Annotated in this window: 11 protein-coding genes; 5 read left to right on the plus strand and 6 right to left on the minus strand. The window is 65.9% G+C overall.

All coding sequences use genetic code 11. The features are described 5' to 3' along the window. Nucleotides 1-14 precede the first annotated feature (14 nt). From JFN91_RS13805 to JFN91_RS13820, 4 genes are all read right to left on the minus strand, one after another. A complete protein-coding gene (locus tag JFN91_RS13805) occupies nucleotides 15-1,544 on the minus strand; it encodes a phospholipase D-like domain-containing protein (RefSeq protein ID WP_199389769.1) in 1,530 nt (509 codons plus the stop codon). Further along, nucleotides 1,541-2,281 carry an endonuclease/exonuclease/phosphatase family protein gene (locus tag JFN91_RS13810; RefSeq protein ID WP_199389770.1) on the minus strand — a complete coding sequence of 247 codons (741 nt, stop codon included), beginning with the start codon at nucleotides 2,279-2,281 and terminating at the stop codon, nucleotides 1,541-1,543. The genes JFN91_RS13805 and JFN91_RS13810 overlap by 4 nt, the downstream gene beginning before the upstream one ends. Nucleotides 2,282-2,580: 299 nt before the next feature. Next, the gene (locus JFN91_RS13815; RefSeq protein WP_199389771.1) at nucleotides 2,581-4,053 is read right to left on the minus strand and encodes a leucyl aminopeptidase; all 1,473 of its coding nucleotides are present in this window, start codon (nucleotides 4,051-4,053) and stop codon (nucleotides 2,581-2,583) included. 23 nt (nucleotides 4,054-4,076) lie between these two features. After that, nucleotides 4,077-5,429 carry a class II 3-deoxy-7-phosphoheptulonate synthase gene (locus JFN91_RS13820; protein WP_199389772.1) on the minus strand — a complete coding sequence of 451 codons (1,353 nt, stop codon included), beginning with the start codon at nucleotides 5,427-5,429 and terminating at the stop codon, nucleotides 4,077-4,079. Between the two features lie 204 nt (nucleotides 5,430-5,633). Here JFN91_RS13820 and JFN91_RS13825 point away from each other — a divergent pair, with 204 nt between their 5' ends. Continuing rightward, nucleotides 5,634-7,109 (plus strand): C13 family peptidase, encoded by a 1,476-nt coding sequence (locus JFN91_RS13825; RefSeq protein ID WP_236015149.1) that lies wholly within the window; start codon nucleotides 5,634-5,636, stop codon nucleotides 7,107-7,109. Nucleotides 7,110-7,356: 247 nt separating this feature from the next. Here JFN91_RS13825 and JFN91_RS13830 read toward each other — a convergent pair whose 3' ends face one another. Continuing rightward, nucleotides 7,357-8,739 (minus strand): TldD/PmbA family protein, encoded by a 1,383-nt coding sequence (locus tag JFN91_RS13830; protein WP_199389774.1) that lies wholly within the window; start codon nucleotides 8,737-8,739, stop codon nucleotides 7,357-7,359. Then, nucleotides 8,724-8,963: a DUF4911 domain-containing protein gene (locus tag JFN91_RS13835; RefSeq protein ID WP_199389775.1), complete on the minus strand. Its 240-nt coding sequence runs from the start codon at nucleotides 8,961-8,963 to the stop codon at nucleotides 8,724-8,726. Before JFN91_RS13835 ends, JFN91_RS13830 begins: the two co-directional genes overlap by 16 nt. Nucleotides 8,964-9,174: 211 nt before the next feature. Between JFN91_RS13835 and JFN91_RS13840 the strand changes: the two genes are divergently transcribed. From JFN91_RS13840 to JFN91_RS13855, 4 genes are all read left to right on the plus strand, one after another. Then, nucleotides 9,175-10,386, plus strand: a complete 1,212-nt coding sequence (locus JFN91_RS13840) for a COG1470 family protein (protein ID WP_236015150.1) — start codon at nucleotides 9,175-9,177, stop codon at nucleotides 10,384-10,386. A gap of 242 nt (nucleotides 10,387-10,628) precedes the next feature. Further along, entirely contained in the window at nucleotides 10,629-16,232 is a 5,604-nt protein-coding gene (locus JFN91_RS13845) for an OmpA family protein (protein WP_236015151.1), read from the plus strand. After that, a complete protein-coding gene (locus tag JFN91_RS13850; protein WP_199389777.1) occupies nucleotides 16,229-17,449 on the plus strand; it encodes a hypothetical protein in 1,221 nt (406 codons plus the stop codon). Before JFN91_RS13845 ends, JFN91_RS13850 begins: the two co-directional genes overlap by 4 nt. Nucleotides 17,450-17,477: 28 nt before the next feature. Continuing rightward, nucleotides 17,478-19,265: a sensor histidine kinase gene (locus JFN91_RS13855; RefSeq protein WP_199389778.1), complete on the plus strand. Its 1,788-nt coding sequence runs from the start codon at nucleotides 17,478-17,480 to the stop codon at nucleotides 19,263-19,265. The last annotated feature ends 8 nt before the right edge of the window (nucleotides 19,266-19,273 follow it).

Below are 19,273 nucleotides of genomic sequence, written 5' to 3' on the forward strand. Positions count from 1 at the left end.
CCTCCCTTCTCTTATTAAAGCCCGATGATCATCTGGCTTAATTTAAATATACCCCTTGCGAAGGAACCAAGCTCCGATTTTGTGAGGCTCTCGAAGATGAGTTCGTTGCCCACCGGGTGCTCCGGGTCCACCACACGCTGGATCGGCTCCAGGACGTCGGGAAGATCACTGTTTTCAAAGGTCGTGTCGGGCTGGTAGCGGCAAAGGCGCGCATCGTGGTCATCGGCCAGGCACTCCAGGTGGCGGGTCAGGTTTTCCACGTTTTCGAAGCGCCAGTCTTCACCGCATCCCAAGAGGCCGGCGTGCTCGGCGAGGAGCGATGCGCGCAAGCCGCGGATTGCCGCCGTCATCTCTCCCTCTCGGCCCGGTTCCGTTTCCCAGGCCACGTTGAGTTCCGTGTCCAGCCCCATGCTGCGGTTGGTGGCGTTGGCCGAGCCGATGGTGAGGAAGCGGTCGTCGATCAGGAGCAGCTTGCTGTGGATGAAGGTCATCTTGCGGTTGCCGTGATCCATCTCGGCCGAGGAGTAGACGCTCAGCGTATGCCCGGTCTTTTCGGCAACCTGCTGCAGGGCACGGATCATGCGCATCTGGGGCAGCCCCAGGAACAGCTCCTCGGTCAGCGGCAGCCGGTCCGGGAGTATCATGATGATCTGCAGCGGCGGGCGCTCCGCCATGCTCATCCGGGCCACCAGGGACCAGAACACCACCTGCGAGCTGAAATACTGGTTTTCCAGGTAGATGAGGTGCTGCGCCGACATGATGGCGTTGACGAACAGGTGCCGGATCTCGTGGACCTCGCGCTGGTCGGTGAGCGGTGTGCGCGCGACGGTGCGGCACACCGCGACCCGCGACGTGGGGAGGGGAAAGGCACCGGCAGGAACCGTCGGCGTCAACGCCCCCGCCTGCGGCAGTTTCAGCTCCCCCCCTCCAGAGTCGCGCCAGCGCTGCCGGAACAGCTCGAGCAGGACACCGACCACCGGCCCGGTGTGGTAGGTCTGAATGTCATGGTAGGAGCCGTACCTGGCGCCGTCGACGTCGACCCGGGCAGGGTTGTCCTTCATGTGGCGGCGATCGTCCCAGCGTGCGGAGCAGATGTCCATTCCGCCGAGGTAGGCGATGGCGCCGTCGGCGATGACGAACTTCTGATGGTGGGTGGCGCCGGTCGCGTGGACGCTGTCGAACCGGAACTGCACCTGCTCGTTGGTGGTCCAGTTGAAGATGATGTCCTGGAACCACTCCCTTTCCAGCGAGAAGACGGTGCTGAAATCCCAGGCGAGGATGTAGATGTGCAGGTGCGGGTTCACTTGGCAGAGCCGCTGCAGGAACTGCAGGAACCTCGTGTCTACGACGGCGCCGTGTTCCTCGTCCCCGCGCAGTAGGCGGACCTCCGAGTCGAACTGCCACCCGGCCAGGAGCAGGTAGCTGTGCGCGGCCAGGGCGGTGTGGTAGAAGGCGCGATAGTAGTCCTCCGCATCGACCAGTACCCCTGTACCCTCGACCGGATAGATGCCCATGCAATTGGTGCCGGGTTTAAGGACCGTCATGGCAGCTCCAGCGTGACGACCAGAGGCAGGTGGTCTGAGGCAACCCTCGTCAGCGGGGTGCGCGGCACCCAGACCTGGCGCACCTTGAGCTCCCGCGATACGAACATGTGGTCGATACGCATGAAAGGGAGCTGAGAGGGCCAGGTGCCGCGCGGGAGGCGTCCCTTGAGGCCACGCTGCACGTCGTGCAGTTGCCGGGTAAGTAGCCGGTAGACCGATGAGCCGGCCATGGCGTTGAAGTCGCCGCACAGCACCACCGGGTGGCTGCACTCCGGATGTTCCAGCCATTCATGGCCGGTCATCGCCCGGGCCTGCTGCATCCGTTCGCCGCGGTTCAGCCCGAAGTGGGTGGCGAGCACCTGGATTACGTGGCCGCGCAGCGTCACCTCGGCCCAAACCGCACCGCGGCGCTCGAAAGACGGGTGCAGTGGATCGGTGGGCACCGCGCCCGCCTTGATGAGCCGAACGTCGCCGCGGCTCAGCACGGCGTTGCCGTAGCCCCCTTCCTTCAGGTGGATGGAGGAGTGGAAATGAAACGACATCTCCAGTGTCATGGCGATGAGGTGGGCCTGGTCGATCATCTGGGTGCGCGGCAGCCCGGCGTCGAGTTCCTGCAGCGCCACGATGTCGGGGTTGCACCGATCGATGACCTCTGCGATGCGCAGCGGGGAGAGTTTGCGGTCGGTCCCGATGCAACTGTGGACGTTGTAGGTCATCACGGAGAATGTTCTGGGCATGGGAGGCTCCCGGGGCCGCTGGCCCTAGGATTAAAAAGCTTTTATAGAGTACATAGCAGGTGGGGGATGTCAATCGGAGCACACCGTCGGAGGTCCGACTGGTCCGACTAGTCTGACGGCGGGCGTTGGGCGTTGGGCAGGGGGCAGGGGGCAGGGAGGGGGAGGGGGAGGGGGAGGGGGAGGGGGAGGGGGAGGGTGCCATCATTGCCGCATGTTGCAGCTTCACCCACCCCCCGACCCCCTCCCGTCAAGGGAGGGGGGGAAAGGCCAATGGTCAGCGGAGATTACAGATTAATGCATCACCGTGCCTGCAGGAACTCCAGCAGCAACCGGACGCCGACGCCGGAGGCGCCTTTGGGGCCGTAGGGGCGGGCCTTGTCGTTCCAGGCGGTGCCGGCGATGTCCAGGTGCGCCCAGCGGGTGTCGCCGACGAACTGCTTCAAGAACCAACCGGCGCTTATGGCACCGCCGTCCCTGCTGCCGGCGTTCTTAAGGTCGGCGACGTCGCTCTTCATTACCTCGCCGTATTCCTCCCAAAGCGGCAGGGGCCAGGCCCGCTCGCCGGTCTCGTCGCCGGCCCGCTTCAGGGCGTCCACCAAGCGCTGGTCGTTGCCCATGAGACCGCTCGCTTCGTGCCCGAGGGCGACCACGCAGGCACCGGTAAGGGTGGCGAGGTCGACCATGGCGGCGGGCTTGAACTGCTGCCGGGCAAAGTGGAGCGCGTCGCACAGGATCAGGCGCCCCTCGGCGTCGGTGTTGGTGATCTCGATGGTGGTCCCGGACATGGAGGCAAGGATGTCGCCGGGTTTGAAGGCGTTGCCGTCGGGCATGTTCTCGGCGGTGGGGATGATCCCCACCACGTTCACCGGGAGCTTGAGCCGTGCCGCCGCTTCCAGGGTACCCAGCACAGCGGCGCTGCCGGCCATGTCGGTTTTCATCGCCTCCATGCCGGCGCCGGGCTTGATGGAAATGCCGCCGGAATCGAAGGTGATCCCCTTGCCGACCAAGGCCACCGGACGCCCCTTGCCGCCGCGATACTGCAGCACGATAAGGCGCGGCGCGACGGCTGCCCCTTTGCCGACGCCGATGAGCGCATTCATCCCCATCTGCTCCAGCTCTTCCAACTCGTAGACCCGGCATTCCAGCACGTTGCGCTCGGCAAGCTCCCGGGCCGCCTGGGCGAGGTATGCGGGAGTCACCACGTTGCCGGGGTGGGAAACCAGGTCGCGGGCCAGGGTGACGCCGTCATTTACGATCTGTGCCCGCTCCAGCGCCTGGCGCCCGGCCGACTCCTGGCCCGCGGGGAGCAGCACAGTCAGCGTGTCGAAGCCGAAACGTTCTTCTTTTTCCTTGGTCTTGTACTGCTCGAAGCTGTAGCTGCCAAGCAGCATCCCCAGCGCCGCGTTCTCGGCGGAGTCAGGGGCGGCAACGGCGAGGTGCAGGGCGCTGCTGAAAGAGGAGACGCGTGCGCCGCGCAGCGCGGACACGGCGTTGCCGGCACCCTGGCGCAGACGCTCGGCGCTCATGTCCTTTTTCTTGCCCAGCCCGACCAGCACCAGGCGTTCGGCCGGGAGCTTCCCCAGCGTATGCACAAGCTTGGCGGAGCCGTTCTTGCCGGTGAATTCACGGCTCTCCGCCAGGCGCCCGAGCAGGCCGCCCAGGGCGGTGTCGCAGTCGTGGTACAACTGGTCCTTGTCGTCCTCGAAACAGCCAAGGACCAGGGCGGAGGTGGCGTGCCGCAGCGGGTGGGCAGAGCTGATTTCGATTCTCATGGGAATACCTCGCTAAGGTTTGGTTACTTGCACGGGTGCAGCATTTCGGCGAGCTCGAAGGCGAGCTCTACGCTTTGCTCCGCGTTGAGGCGCGGGTCGCAGTTGGTCTGGTAGTTCAGGTGCAGGTGCTTGTCCAAAAGCTGCCTGCTGCCGCCGGTGCACTCGGTGACATGGTCGCCGGTCAGCTCCAGGTGCACCCCGCCCGCCACGGTCCCCTCGGCCTTGTGGATCTCCCAGAAGGTCTTGATCTCGCGCAGGATGTCCTCGAACTTGCGCGACTTCTGTCCGAACTCGTTCTGGTAGGTGTTGCCGTGCATCGGGTCGCAGCTCCAGACCACACGATACCCCCCGCGGCTCATCTCGCGCAGCAGCTTGGGGAGGTAGTTGGCCACCTTGTCGGCGCCGAAGCGCGTGATCAGGGTGAGGCGCCCGGCCTCGTTGTCCGGGTTGAGCCGGTCCACGATCGCTTTGATGTTGTCGATGTCGTAGTTGGGACCGATCTTCATCCCCAGCGGGTTCTTCACGCCGCGCAGGAACTCGATGTGGGCGCCGTCCAACTGCCGGGTGCGGTCGCCGATCCAGAGCATGTGGCCGCTGCAGTCGTACCAGCCGCCGGTGGTGGAATCCATGCGGGTGAGGGCCTCCTCGTAGTCGAGCAGCAGCGCCTCGTGCGAGGTGTACAGGGTCACCTGGTTCAACTGCGGCGTGTGCTGGGGGTCCAGGCCGATGGCGGTCATGAAGTTGATGGTCTTCCAGATCTGGCGCACCAGGTCCTCGTACTTCTGCCCGGCGGGGAGGGCGTCCAGCGAGGCGCGGTGCCAGGCCTGCACCCGGTCCAGCGCGGCGTAGCCGCCCAGGGTGAAGGAGCGCACCAGGTTCAGCGTGGCGGCGGCGCGGTAGTACCCCTCCAGCATGCGGCGCGGGTCGGGCGTTCTCGCCTCCAGGGTCGCCTCGGGGCTGTTCACCATGTCCCCGCGGTAGCTGGGGAGTTCGACGCCGTTCACCATTTCCGTATCGGAGGAGCGGGGCTTGGCGTACTGCCCTGCCATGCGCCCGATCTTGATGACCCGCTTCTCGCCGGCGTAGGCAACGACCACCGACATCTGCAGGATGACCTTCAGCAGTTCCCGGATGTCCGGGCCGGTGCAGCGCGAAAAGTCCTCGGCGCAGTCGCCGCACTGCAGCACGAAGGCGTTGCCGTCGACAGCCTCGGCAAGCTGCGCTTTCAAGGTCTGGCACTCGCCCGCGAAGACCAGCGGTGGCAGCTGCGACAGCGTTTTCAGCGAATCGTCCATTGCGGGCCCTGCCGGCCAGACCGGCTGCTGCATGGCGGGAAACGAGCGCCAGCTCGATTTGCTCCATTTCGTGGTAGGCATGCTGAAACCTCTTTCATCGGTGAGAATGGGTATCCGTTGCAAGCGCACAAGGCTGCAGGCGAACGCGTTGCAATGGTAGCAGGATTGCACCCGATTGAAAAACTAAAAAGTTAATAAAATCAATGAAGGTCATGTTAAAGACTCTTCCAAACCGGCGCCGTCGTGGTATGATGCACGACCATGAATGAGGATCGTCCCACCGACATGACACCTAAAAGCCCCACTAAAGCACCAGCCGAAACTGCGCCCGATACGGCGTGCGCACAGCCGTGCAGCGCGCAAGACGGCGTACCTGTCGAGCCGGTGACGCTAAAGAGCACCCTGTCCCGCCTCGGGGCGGATCTGTACGGCGGCCTGCGCGGCGCATGCTTTCTCCGCTCGGGTTTCGAAAGGCTCGACTGCACGCCACTGAGCCTGCTGCTGCTGGTCGTCGCAGACCTGGTGCTGAACCTGCTGGTCTCCCTGCTGCTGGTCGGGCGCGGCGGGAGCTTCTCGCTCTCTTCGCTGCCGTACTTCCTTTTCTACCTGCCCCTTTTCCTGCTCTTCGCTGTAGCGGCCAGGTACCTGGTGCACCGCCCCCTCGCCATCTCCGGTATCGCCGCCACCTTGGTCGCTTTCAGCATCCCCATCGAAGTCTGCCACGGCATCCTGGAGTGGCTCGCCCAGTGGCGCTCCTTCGAATGGTTTTCAGACTACCTCGCCGCTCCGCACTACTACCGCTTCTTCGGCTGGTGGATCGCCGCCTCCCTGGTCTTCCTGCTGCGCCTGGATGGTCCGCGCGGTTTGGGGCGTCGCCTCCGCCTGGCGCTCCTGTTCCTGGTGCTGGTGGCCGTGCCGCTCTACTATTACCAGCGCGCCGACCTCTGGGTCAGCAAGGAGGGGGGCAACGAGAGCGGCGAATTGTCGCTCACCGACGAGGTGCTTACGGCGCAGAACCGGCTCCTGGATGAGCAACTCGCCGCCCTGCAGCCCGGGCGCCGCGGCCACAGCGACCTCTATTTCGTCGGCTTTGCCGGGGATGCCTCCCAAGACGTATTCCTCAAGGAACTGAGCGTGACCCGGCAACTCTTCGACACCCGCTTCGGGACCGAGGGGCGCTCGGTGCTGCTGGTCAACAATCCGCAGAGCGCCACCGCGCTCCCCTTCGCCACGGTCGGCAACCTGGAACGAGCCCTGGTGCGGGTGGGCGAGGTGATGAACCGCGACGAGGACGTCCTCTTTTTCTACCTGAGTTCGCACGGTTCCCGCGATCAGGAACTGGAGGTGAGCAATCCTCCGCTGGAGCTGAAGCAGGTGACGCCGGAACTGCTGCGGCGACTGCTGCGCAAGGCGGGGATCAGGTACAAGGTGGTGGTGGTTTCGGCCTGCTTCTCCGGAGGTTTCATCCAGCCGCTGCAGGATCACGACAGCCTGTTGATCACGGCGGCCGACGCGACCCACGAGTCCTTCGGCTGCGGCTTCGGGGAGAACTACACCTGGTTCGGGGAGGCCTTCGTCGGCGACGCGTTGCGCAGCACCTACAGCTTTACGGAAGCCTTCGAAAAGAGCCGCGACACCATCAGGAAGTGGGAAACAGAGAAGGACGAGACCCCCTCCAACCCGCAGATCTGGGCCGGGAAAGACATCTGGCCGATCTTGAAGAGGCTGCAAAAGGAACTGGAGCAGCGGGGAGGAAAATAGATAACAGCGTCGATGCAGGCGTAATGGAACCTGCTCGTCGATGCTTTGATGCCGCGGAGAGGGCTCCTCTCACGCGGCATTTTGTTGGAAGTCCCCCTTTTACAAAGGGGGATTTAGGAGGATTTGCTTTGGTTGAGGAGAGGGAAATCCCCCCTGTCCCCCCTTCGCAAAAGGGGGGGACGTGATGCCGACTTTCAACAGAAGAACATCTGCAAAGGGGGGAAGGCAGGTCAGGGGAATTCTTTTATTACCGTGCACCGCCGACGGTGATGGCGGGGATGAGAAGGGTCGGCTGGGCGTCGGAGACCGGCACGCCCTGGCCGTCCTTGCCGCAGGTGCCGATGCCGAAACCGAGGTCGCTGCCCACCATGGCGATCCGGCGCAGCACCTCGGGGCCGTTCCCCGCCAGGGTCGCCCCCCGGACCGGCTCGCCGATGGCGCCGTTCTCGATCAGGTACCCCTCGGTGACCTCGAAGACGAAGTCGCCGTTCACCGTGTTGACCTGTCCTCCGCCCATGCGCTTCACGAACAGGCCGTTGGGCACGCTCCTCAGGATCTCGCCGGGGTCGCTGTTTCCCGGCGCGATCAAGGTGTTGGTCATGCGCACGATGGGGCGGTTGCGATAGGATTCTCGCCTGCCGTTGCCGGTGGAGGCACAGCCGTCCTTCAGGGCCGAGAGCCGGTCATACAGGTATCCCTTGAGGATGCCGTTTTCCACCAGCACCGTCTTCTGTGCCGGCGACCCTTCGCTGTCGAAACCGAACGAGCCGCGTGCGTAGGGGATGGTGGCGTCGTCGATGACCGTGATCAGTTCCGAAGCGACCTGCTCGCCGATCCTCCCTCGGTACACCGAACTTCCCGCCTGCACCAGATCCGCCTCCAAGCCGTGCCCGATGGCCTCGTGCACCATGGTTCCCCCCGCCTCGCTGGAAAGGACCACCGGGAACTGACCGGCCGGGGACTTCCGGGCCCCCAGCATCATCACGCCGCGCGCCGCAGCCTTGAGCGCCAGTTCCTCGGGCGGGAATTCGTCAAAGAGTTCGAAGCCGCGGGCGGCGCCCACCGGCTCGTACCCGGTCTGGGTTACCTTGCCGTCCTGCGCCACGACCTGGGCGAGAAAGACGGTCGAGCAGGAACTCTCCTCGTGGAACTCGCCCAACGAATTGACGCTCTGGGTTTTGACCCGGGTATCGCGGTACACCGCCAGCACCTGCCTGATGCGCGCATCGTAGCCGCGCGCGGCGCGGTCGGCCCGCCCCACCAGCGCGACCTTTTGCGCCAGGTCCACCTGGTCGGGGGGGACCGCCACCGCGTAACCTGGCGCGGACTTGCGGACGCAGAGGTTGAAATCGGGGTGGGGGACGCCGCTGCGCACGCCGCGGCTCACCGTTTCCGCCAACTGCAGCAGGGAGTCCTGGCTCAGCTGGTTGGTGTAGGCATAAGCAGTCGAAAAGCCCGATATGACGCGGATACCGATGCCGCGGTCGGCCGCCGACAGCACCCGCTCCACCTTGCCGTCCTCGCAGGTAACCGAGGTGTAGGCGCCGTCCTCGTAGTAGATGTCGGCGAACTCGCCCCCCGCGGCCAGGGCGCGCTTTAGGATCGCCTTGACGTCTACGCTTTCGAGCACGGCTCACCTGCCTCGGTCACCTCGGTGACCTGTATCTCCTGCCCCAGCGCCTGCATCATCGAGTCCACCTGGTCGGCGAAGCATACCGGGTAGTTGACCCGGACGATACCCCGCTTGCCGTCGATGGTGCTCATCATGGTCAGCCCCTCGTGGGCCTCCAGGATGTATTTCATGTACACGATGTCGCGGTTGGCCAGCTGGTAGTAACGGTTGGCGGTTTCCATCATTCCTCCCTCGGGACCTTTCGGTCCGGTTTTCGTTCATACCATTTGAAGGGGGAAAAGACAAATCTTCTTTCCCCCGGTTGCCTATGCGCCACCGTCTGATATTTTCTAAGACATGATATTAATTCTTTCTAATAAGTTCTCTTCCCCCCCTAACACCCTGATCCGATTGTTTGCGCAGCTTTGCTGCGTTTTGTTTTTCCTGTTCTTCATGGGAAATGAGGCCTTCGCCGCGTGCCGTCCCGACCTCATGGTCCGGCTGGCCAGCGAGACCGATGCGGCCTACCTGGGCGAGGGGATCTACGAGGGCACTGCGGTGGTGCAGACCCGGTCGCAGCCGGCCTACCCGGGGCTTCCGGCCCAGTTTCGGGTACTCCTGAAGAACGCGGGAGACCAGCCCGATCGCTTCCTGCTCACCGGGCCCGGCAGCGGCAGCGCGGTCACGGTCAGCTACCTCGATGGCGCCGGTGCCAACCAGTCCGCCGCCCTGTCCGGCGCCGGGTATCTTACCGCGATGCTGGCCCCTGGAGAATCGCTGGTGTTGCTGGTGCGGGTGAGCCCGGCTAGCTTCACGGCCGGGGCTAGCTACCGGGTAGCGGTAACGGCGCTCTCCATCGGTGACCCTCTGGCCGTGGACCAGGCGAAGACGGAGACGGTGGCGTGTGTGCAAACCCCTGCGGTGACCGTCTCCGCACCGCCGGACGGGTCCGGCGCCCCCGGCACCGTGGTCAACTACCCGTACACCGTCACCAACGTCGGCAATGGCGACAATGCCTTCGCCCTCTCCGTCACCATGGGGAGCGGCTGGAGGGGGGAACTCTTTGCCGACGACGGCGCCGGCGGTGGGATCGCCGGCGACGGCATACGCCAGCCCGGCGAGACCAACGGCTGCCTTGGAACGGGATCCCTGGCGCCGGGGGGAGCCTACCGGTTCTTCCTTGCGGTCACCGTTCCGGAGGCAGGAAACGACGGGGCACGCGGTGAATCGCTACTGGCGGTATCGGGCACCGGTGCCAGCGGGACCGACCAGGTCAACACCACTGCGGTAGCCCCCGTCGTGGTACTGAGCGAGGGGGTGCGCAACCTCACCAAGGGAGGGATCTTCGCGGCCAGCGCCGATGCAGTGCCCGGGGACCTGCTGCAGTATCGCATGGCCGTCACCAACGGCGGGTCGGCCCCGGCCAGCTCGGTAACCATCGACAGCCCCATACCCGCCGGACTCTCCGTCGCGCCGGATTCGCTGCTGTTGTCCCTGGTGTCGGACGGCGAAGGGGCACCCTGTGCGGCAGCGGAATGCGGCTTGGCCAGCATCGCGGAGGGGAGCGTCACCGCACAACTCGGCACCGGGGCCACAGCCAGTAGAGGCGGCGTCGTGCCACCGGGCAAGACCATCTATCTGTTTTTCAAGGCGCAGGTTCAATAATGCACACAGATTAGCGACCATCGTCCGCTACCTTCCGGCTCCCGCCTTTTGAAAAGGCTCTATTAGCGAATGCTGTTGGTATTTCCTGGTTCCCAAGCTCCAGCTTGGGAACCCCATATGGCGCAAAGCTCCAGCTTTGCATCCGAGGGAAGTCGGAGCTTCGGAGAGGTTTGCGTTCCCAAGGTGGACCTTGGGAACGAGATCAAGGCACAAGTTCAATAATGCAATGATCGGGGAAAGTCATGACGGTCCCGGGATGGCGCAACATGGGAGGGAAACTGGTCCGGGCATGCCTCCTCGGGGTGGCGCTCACGCTCGCCTTTCCTGGTGCTGCGCGCTGCCTCACCCCGTCCGGAACCGTGATCAGCCACGACTTCACGGCGCGTTTCGCTATGCCCGCCCTGCACCAGGCCCGCTCCAACCAGACCCAGATCGTTATCAAGGATCTTGCCGACCCGGCACTGGTCCCTCCCCGGACGGCGTCCGCCAAAGTCGGGGTCCCGGTGGACTTCCAGCACGTACTTACCAACAGGGGAAACTTTGCCGACAGCTTCCAGCTGAAGGCGGTGGTGGCGCGGGGGGTGACCGACACCGGCCCGGCGCCCACGTTCCGTTTCTACCAGGCCGACGGCGTGACGCCGGTGCCCGCCACCACGGAGGGCGTGCAGGTCATCGGACCGGTTCCCGCAGGTGGTTCAGTAGATCTGGTACTGAGGGCGGTTGCTCCCGTGGGGGGCGAGGGGAAGGTGGCCAACATCGTCGTTTCGGCGACCTCGGTGCTGGTCCCGGCCCGGAGCAGCAGTGTTTCCGACCAGTTGCTGGTCCCTGTTCCCGGCGGCGTCACCATTTTGAAGACGGTGAGCCCGGGAGGGGCGGTGCTGCCGGGGGCGGTGCTCTCATACGGCCTCTCCCTGATCAACGGCGATGCGTCACCCGTGGCCGGTGTGCTGGTGGTGGATCCTCTGGATGAGCTTCTCGAGTACCAGCAGGGGAGCGCAGCGCTGCCCGGAGGACTGGCCGGCACGGTCAGCTATGACGCAGGCAGCAGGTCATTGCGTTTCGCGATCCCGATGCTGCCGGCAGGTTTCAGCGGAGAAGTCACTTTTCGTGCCGCGGTGCGCAAGGATGCCCCCGGCAATGCCCCCATCGTCAACACCGCCGGCGTCACCAGCAGCCTGAGCGGCGCCCCCATTCTCAGCAACAGCACCTTCAACACCGTCCTGGCGCGTGCCCTCGTGGTCACCAAGCAGGCCGGCAGTACCGTGGCCGAGGCGGGGGACATCGTGGCCTATACCGTCCGGGTGGAGAACGTCGGGGCGGCGCTTTTGGAGCACGTCATGGTCGAGGACCGCATCCCCAGGGGCTTTCGTTACCTGAAGGGCTCCAGTCACGTGGACGGCTTTGCCGTCGCCGACCCGCGCGGAGCCGCGCTGAAGCTGAGTTGGGACGTGGGGAGCATGGCTCCCGGCGCGGCAAAGGTGCTCTCCTACCGGCTGGTGTTGTCGGCGGACGTCCCCGTCGGCACCAGCGTCAACTGGGCCCGGGCCTCCGGCGTCACCGGGAGCGGCAGCAGTATTTCCCCTCCGGCCTCTGCGGCGGTGAAGGTGCGTCCCTCCATTCTCGGGGACAAGGCGGTGATCCTGGGCAGGATCTTCCGGGACAGTAACGGCAACGGCGTGCCCGACCCCGGCGAGCCGGGCGAGCCCGACGTGAGGATCTACCTGGAGGACGGCTCCTTCGTGTTCAGCGACAGTGAGGGGAAGTACAGCTTCACCGGTGTCGCTGCCGGGAACCACGTGCTGAAGATCGACCGCAGCACCCTGGACCCCGCACTGCGCTCGCTGCCGTACAACACCGCCTTTGCCGGGGTGGGGTGGTCGCAGTTCGTCACCGTCCCCTTCGGCGGCCCCGCGCGCGGTGACTTCGCGCTGGTGCCGGCAATGGAGGCGCTCTCGCCCCCTGCCGCCGCTGCCGCCGGGGCAGCTCCCCCGACGCCGCTCGCACCGGCGACTCCCCTGGCGCCCATGTCTTCGCGCTCTCCCATGAGCCCCGCTCCCTCCGCCGACTGGCTCCTGGTCGGTTTGGGGAGTGTGACGGTGGGAGCCAAGGCCGGCGGTGACGCCGGGATCTTCGACGAGGAACGGCTTGCCTTCTACACCCGTGGCCCCTTGTTGGGCGACTACCGCTTCACCGCTGCCTACGACTCGGACAAGGAGCGCCGCGACGGGGTGTTCCAGGCCATCGACCCGGAAAAGTACTATCCGGTCTACGGCGACGCCACCGACATCGGTTACGACGCGCAGTCCCGTGGGAAGCTCTACCTGAAGGTCGAGTCCTGCCGCTCCTACCTCATGGAGGGGGACTACCGCACCGACCTCTCGGAAAACGAGTTCTCCCGCTACGACCGCGCGCTGAACGGCGCCAAGCTGGAGGTGAATCGGGACCACCTCACCGTGAAGGGGTTCGAAAGCCGCACCGAGGAAACCATCACCCGCGACGAGATCCCGGGCAACGGCACCTCCGGCCATTACCTGCTGTCGCGCAGGCCGGTCTTCGAGAACAGCGAACGGGTCCGCATCGAGGTGCGCGACCGCTATCACTCGGAGCGGGTCATTTCCATCACCGAGAAGGTGCGCTACGCCGACTACTCCATCGATTACCTCGCGGGCTCCATCCTGTTCAAGGAGCCGGTCCCGTCGCTGGACCAGTTCCTGAACCCGGTCATAATCGTGGTCACCTACCAGGCTCAAGGGGGCGGCGGAAAGCGCTACGTCTACGGCGGTCGCGTCCAGGTCCGCTCCGACCAGGGCTCTTTTCTCGGCGGGACCGCCGTCATCGAGGAGCACGCCGGCAAGGACACCTCGCTGTATGGCCTCGACGCCGCGTGGCGCCTGGGCCGGTGGCTCGCCGTGAAAGGCGAAGGGGCGGTCAGCGAGAGCCTGGAGAAGGGCAGGGGGAGCGCCTGGAAGACGGACCTCACCCTTCGGCCGGTGGACCCGGTCTCGCTCGGGCTCTACTACCGCAAGGTCGACGCCGATTTCTTCAACCCATCCATGAGCGGCGACGAGACCGGCACCGAGAAGTACGGCGGCCGGCTCGACTACCGCGCCCCGTTCACCACCCTCGTCGTCGCGGAGAGCTTCGTGCAGCGCGACGAGATCGCGCGGCGCAGGCTGGTCGGCAACCAGCTCGGGGTGGCGAGGAAATTCACCCTGCTGGACGCGGAGGCGGGCGTGAAGCTTATGAGCGAGGAGAAGGAGGGAAAGAGCGGCGATGCCGACCTGGTCTACGGCGGCGTCAAAGGGAGCATCACGCCGCGGCTCGACGCCACGCTGCGCCGCGAGCAGCTGCTCTCCACCTCCAGCATCGCCGAATACCAATCCAAGACCTTCCTGAAGCTCGACTACCGCTTGAGCGACCGGACCAAGGCGTTCATCACCGAGGAATACCAGGAGGGCTCGCCGCTGATCAGGCACGCCACCCTGTTCGGTCTGGAGAGCAGACTTTCCGAACGGATGCGCCTTACCACCGGCTACAGCCTTTCCAGCGGCGTGCTCGGCAGCACGGAGCAGAGCAACATCGACCTGCACAGCAAGCTGATGGAGCACGACGGCTTCAGCCTCGCCTCGCGCACCGGCTACCAGCTGGAAAACTCGCTCTCCGGGGAGCGCGGGCAGGCGGTACTGGGGCTGAACAGCCGCTACCGCGTGGCGCAGGGGGTGTTCGTGAACTCGAGCTTCGAGCGGGTGCAGACGGTGCAGGGCGACGGCGGCACGAGGACCGCCTTCACCCTGGCCGGCGAGTACCTGCGTCCCCAGGACCTGAAGGTGACCGGCCGCTACGAGGTGCGCACCGGGCCCGGCGAGACCGCCTCGCTCTACGGCGCCCATGCTGCCTACAGGTTAACCCCCTCGTGGACCCTGTTAGGGAAGGCATCCTTCTGGGACCGCGACACCGATGCGGGCAACGACGTCACCGTGGACAGCTACCTGGGCGGCGCCTTCCGCCCCCTGGCCGGCAACCCGTTCCAGCTCCTCTCCCTGGTGCGCTACAAGGTGGAGACGCGCGGCACCCTTGCCGGAAGCCCGAACCTGCGCGGCGTGATCGTCTCGTCGGAACCGACCTACCGCCTGGTGAGCCGCTGGACGGCGCAGGGGAAATACGCAGGCAAACTGAGCTGGTCCGCAGGAACCGGGGGGCGCTGGAACAGCTACACCGACCTCTTCCTCGCCGGCCTCTCCTACGATCTGGCCGAGCGCTGGGAACTCTCCGCCTACCTAAAACTCATGAACCAGTACGATGCCGGCATGCACTCCCTTGGTGTGGTGGGAAGCGCCGGTTACCGGGTCTACCGCAACGTGGTGCTCTCGGCAGGCTACAACTACGCCCGGCTCGACGACCGCGACCTGACCGGCGAGACCTACCAGGGGCAGGGCCCCTTCCTGGGCATCAAGGTGAAGTTCGACGAAGACATGTTCGCATCCGCCGACGCGAGGGCGCTGCCGCTGCCCGACCCTCCCCCGGCGCCGGTGGCAGCGGCCCCGCCCGCGCCGGACCCGGAACCGGTCCCGGCGGTGCTGGTGACCCTGGAGCGCACCGACGAACCGCTGCTCTTATCCGGCAGCGCGGAACTCTTCACCCTGCTCGTGAACGGTGAATCGGCCCGACTGCCATCCACTGCGGTCACGCTGTCCCGGGAACGGTTCGCCTCACTGGACCTGAAGGGGGCGCGCTTCGCCACGCCGCTGCGGCTCCTGGCCAGCGTCGAAGACCCGGACCAGATCCGTTCCTGGAGCATCGTGTTCATGAACCGCGCCGGAGAGGAGATCAGGAAGATCGGCGGCAAGGGGGCCCCCCCCAGGCGTATCGACTGGGAGGGGAAGACCGACCGGAGTCGGGTGGAGCAAGGGGGAATCTACCAGTGCCAGCTCCAGGTCACCTACCTGGACGGGTCCGTGTTCCGCACCGGTCGCGAACTCTTCGGCGTGAACCGGCGCGAGGCCGTGCTGCTGACCCTGGCGGGCGGCGCCTTCGTTTTCGACAAATCCGCCCTGACCACGGAGGCCAAGCGCCTCCTGAGCGGGGCGGCCCGGGTGCTGCGGGAGCACCCCGACGAGCAGGTCATCGTCGAGGGGCACACCGACGGCATCGGCAGCGTGGAGTACAACATGGCCCTTTCCAAAAGACGCTGCGACGCGGCCGCGGATTACCTGGTGCGGTCGGAGGGGCTCGCCCCGGCGCGACTGGTGCGGCGCTGGTACGGCAAGTCGAGACCGGTCGCCGACAACATCACCACCCCCGGGCGGCGTCTGAACCGCCGCGTGGAGTTGAAGGGGGACTACGAGCAGCTGCGGCCGACCGGCCCCGACGACCGGTATCGCACCCGTCCCTTCGTGACCATCAACGGGCGCGACATTCCGGTCGACACGCTGGGGCGGTACGAAACCACCATCCCCGGCGAGACCCGCCGCCTCAAGGTGGAGATGGGGGATTCGCGCGGCAGGTTCCTTGCCACCGAACTCCCGCTGCCGGAAGTGACCATCGCGCAGCCGGGCGGTGCCGTCATCGTCCGCTACGGGGCCGCAGCTTCCGGCGTAAGCGTCTCCCCGGACGGGGCCATCCAGTGCCGGGTTTCCGGGAGTACCGGGGAAGGGGAGCGGCTGGAGCTTGACGGCCGCGAGGTTCCGCTGACCTCGCTGGGGACCTTTGCCCTTGACTACCCGCTTGGCAGCAGCGACCGGGTGCTGGGCATGGTGGTCAGAAACGGCGCCGGGTGCTCCAAGCTCCTCAACTTGCGGCTGCGGACCGAAAAACAGCTGGTCCCGCCGGATGCGGTGCAGCCATGACGGCGCGGGAGCGTTTGCGCAAATGGGCCGGCGTGGCCGCCGAGACGGCACTCTCGCTGCTGCTTGTCCTGGTGCTCTTCTGGCTCTTCATCCTGTTTCTGTTCGCCGTTTTCCCTTCAGGGACGCCGCTCAAGGAACTGGTCTCGGAATCGGGCGAACCCGCGCCTGCACGCAGCGGCTTGAAACGGCCGGAGGCCGCCCTGCAATCCCTGGTACGGGACGTGCGCTATCGGCGCGGTGACTCGGTCGCCTGGGGGGATGCCAGTGAGGGGATGCTCCTGTACAACCGCGACGCCATCCAGACCTTCGACCGCTCCGGCGCCACCATCTCCTTTGCACCCGGCGACGCCCTCGCCATGGGGAGCAACTCGATGGTGGTGGTGACCCGCCTGAACGAGACGGTGGAGGGGGGGGCAAGGTCGTACCGGGTACACGTCGAGGGGGAGCTTAGGGGGAGTTTTTCGGCAGAGAAGCGGGTGCGCCTGGAGGTCGCCACCGCAGGCCACCTGGCCCGGGTGGTGCCGGGGCGCTCGCGCTTCACCTTCACCCCCCTCGGAGACAACGCCGCCAGTCTCACCGTCCATGCCGGAGAGGTTCGGGTCCAGGGAGAGGACAGGGTGATCAGGGTCCCGGCCCACTACGGGGTGACGCTCAGGCGGGGTGTGCCGCTGGGCCCTGCGCTCCCCCTGCCGGGCTCACCCAAGCTGAAGAACGAGAACCTGCTCTACCGCTACCGCCAGCTCCCGCCCAGGGTCCGCTTCAACTGGACCGGCGGCGAAGGGGTCTACCACTTCCAGCTCTCCGACGAGCCGCGCTTCAAGAAGGTGCTGCTGGACAGCAGGGTCACCGGCTCCGAGTTCGCGGCCGGGCTGCTCGACGCCGGGAACTACTACTGGCGGGTGAGCCGCATCGAGGATGGCAGGGAAGGCCCCTTCAGCCGGACCGGCCGCTGCCGTCTGCAGCAGCTGCTGGACCCCCCCCCGCTCCGGGTGGAGTTCCCGTCCGCCTCCGTCGGCATAGGAAGCTTCCGCCTCACCGGCAGGTGCCAGCCAGGGGCCACGGTCTACGTGAACGGTACGGCGGCGGTCATCGGCGACGACGGCAGTTTCAGCCACGAAGTCGAGCTCAAGTCGGGCGTCAACCTGATCAGGGTCGAGGCGGTCGACCAGGCCGGCAACGCAAGCTACGCCTCGCGCGTGGTGTACGGCAAAGAATAGGGACGGCAGAGAATAGGGGAGGCCATAGATGCAAAACAGACTCAAATTCCCGCTCCGGTTCAAGATGCTCCTCTCCCAGCTGCTGGTGGTCTCGGTGGTGCTGAGCCTGATCACCTTCACCATGGCCAACCTGTTCCAGGCCGACAAGACCGCCTACATCCACGATCTCACCTCGACCATGGTGCTGCACACGGCCGAAGAGGCAAACACGCTGGTGGCGGGCTACACCGAGAAACTCAGGCTCTTCTCCAGACTCATGGGAGACCAGGAGATGGCGGGGCGCGAGCAGGCGCTGCAGGGGCTCTTCGAGGAGTTCGGCGAATTCGTCATGGTGAGCCGCAGCGGCGCCGACGGCGAGCAGAACGTCTACGACCAGGGAGCACTGGCAGGCGCCGGGGTGACCGCGGAGCAGCTATTGTCTTACCGCGAAAGCCATCCGCTCCCTCTGCCCAGCCCCGGGGGGGGAGCGCGCCTGCAGCTCTCGACGGTCGGGCCCGGGCTTCCCACCCTGACGCTCGCTATTGCCGAACCTGCCGCCAGAGGGGAGGAGCCGGTGGTGACCTCGGGGGTGATCCGCCTGGACCGGCTGCAGCGGCTGGCCAGCCGTTCGCGGGTCTTCGACACCTTCCTGGTCGATGCCTCCGGCAATTACCTGGCGCACGCCGATCGCCGCAGAATCGGCCAGGCCCCGCAGACCGGGTGGTGGGGCAAGGTACGGGGCACGCCGCGCCTGAGCGGGCTGACGCTCGAATACCAGGAACGTGATCGGGCCATGGTGGGAGGCTTTTCCCGCACCGAACTGGGGGAGGTCACGGTCGGGGTCCAGATCCCGAAAAGTACCGCCTTTCTCACCTCCCGGGCGCTGCTGTTCGACCTCCTGGTGCTCTCCCTGGTCCTGCTGGGCGGCGCGGCGCTCCTGAGCCAGTTCTGGTCGCACCGGCTCACCCGCCCCATCGAGAAGCTTTCCGAGGCCACCAGGATGGTGGGGCAGGGTCGTTTCGAGATCGAGGTGCCTGCCGTCTCCGGCGACGAGATCGGTGCCCTGGCCGGTTCCTTCAACCGCATGGCGGTGGAACTCAAGCATCGCGAACAGGCGCTGAAGGACCTCTACGGGCAGCTGGTGCAGTCCGAGAAGATGGCGGCGTTCGGGGCCCTCGGGGCGGGCATCGCCCACGAGGTGAAGAACCCGCTGGCGGGGATCCTCGGCATCACCCAGCTTTCGCTGCGCGGCGTGGAGAGCGGCCACCCGCTGGAGAAGAACCTGCACATCATCGAGAAGGAGACCAAGCGCTGCAAGACCATCATCGAGAACCTCTTGAAGTTCGCCCGGCAGGAACAGGTGGAGTTCGGCGAGGTGGACATGGCCCAGGTGGTGGCGGATGCGCTCGCCATAGTGGACCACCAGCTGGGGATCAACAGCGTCAAGGTGGAGCAGGTGGTGGAGCCGGGGCTTCCCGCCTGCCGCGGCAACGCCAACCAGCTGCAGCAGGTGCTCATGAACCTGATGATCAACGCCCAGCAGGCGATGGGGGGGACGGCGGGAGTGGTGCGGCTCTCGGCGCGCCGGCTGGAAGAGGGGGGGCTGGAACTGCGGGTCTCCGACAACGGCCCCGGCATCCCCAAGGAGATCCAGGCCAAGATCTTCGACCCCTTCTTCACCACCAAGCCGGCGGGGCAGGGGACCGGGCTGGGGCTATCGGTAAGCTACGGCATCGTCAAGGACCACGGCGGGGAGATCCGCCTGGAGAGCGAGGAGGGGGTGGGGACCACCTTCATCATCACCCTTCCCGCTCCTGCCGCCGCCAATGCGGCCTAGAGGAGGAC

It is taken from the genome of Geomonas anaerohicana, assembly GCF_016458305.1.
Classification (GTDB): Bacteria; Desulfobacterota; Desulfuromonadia; order Geobacterales; family Geobacteraceae; genus Geomonas; species Geomonas anaerohicana.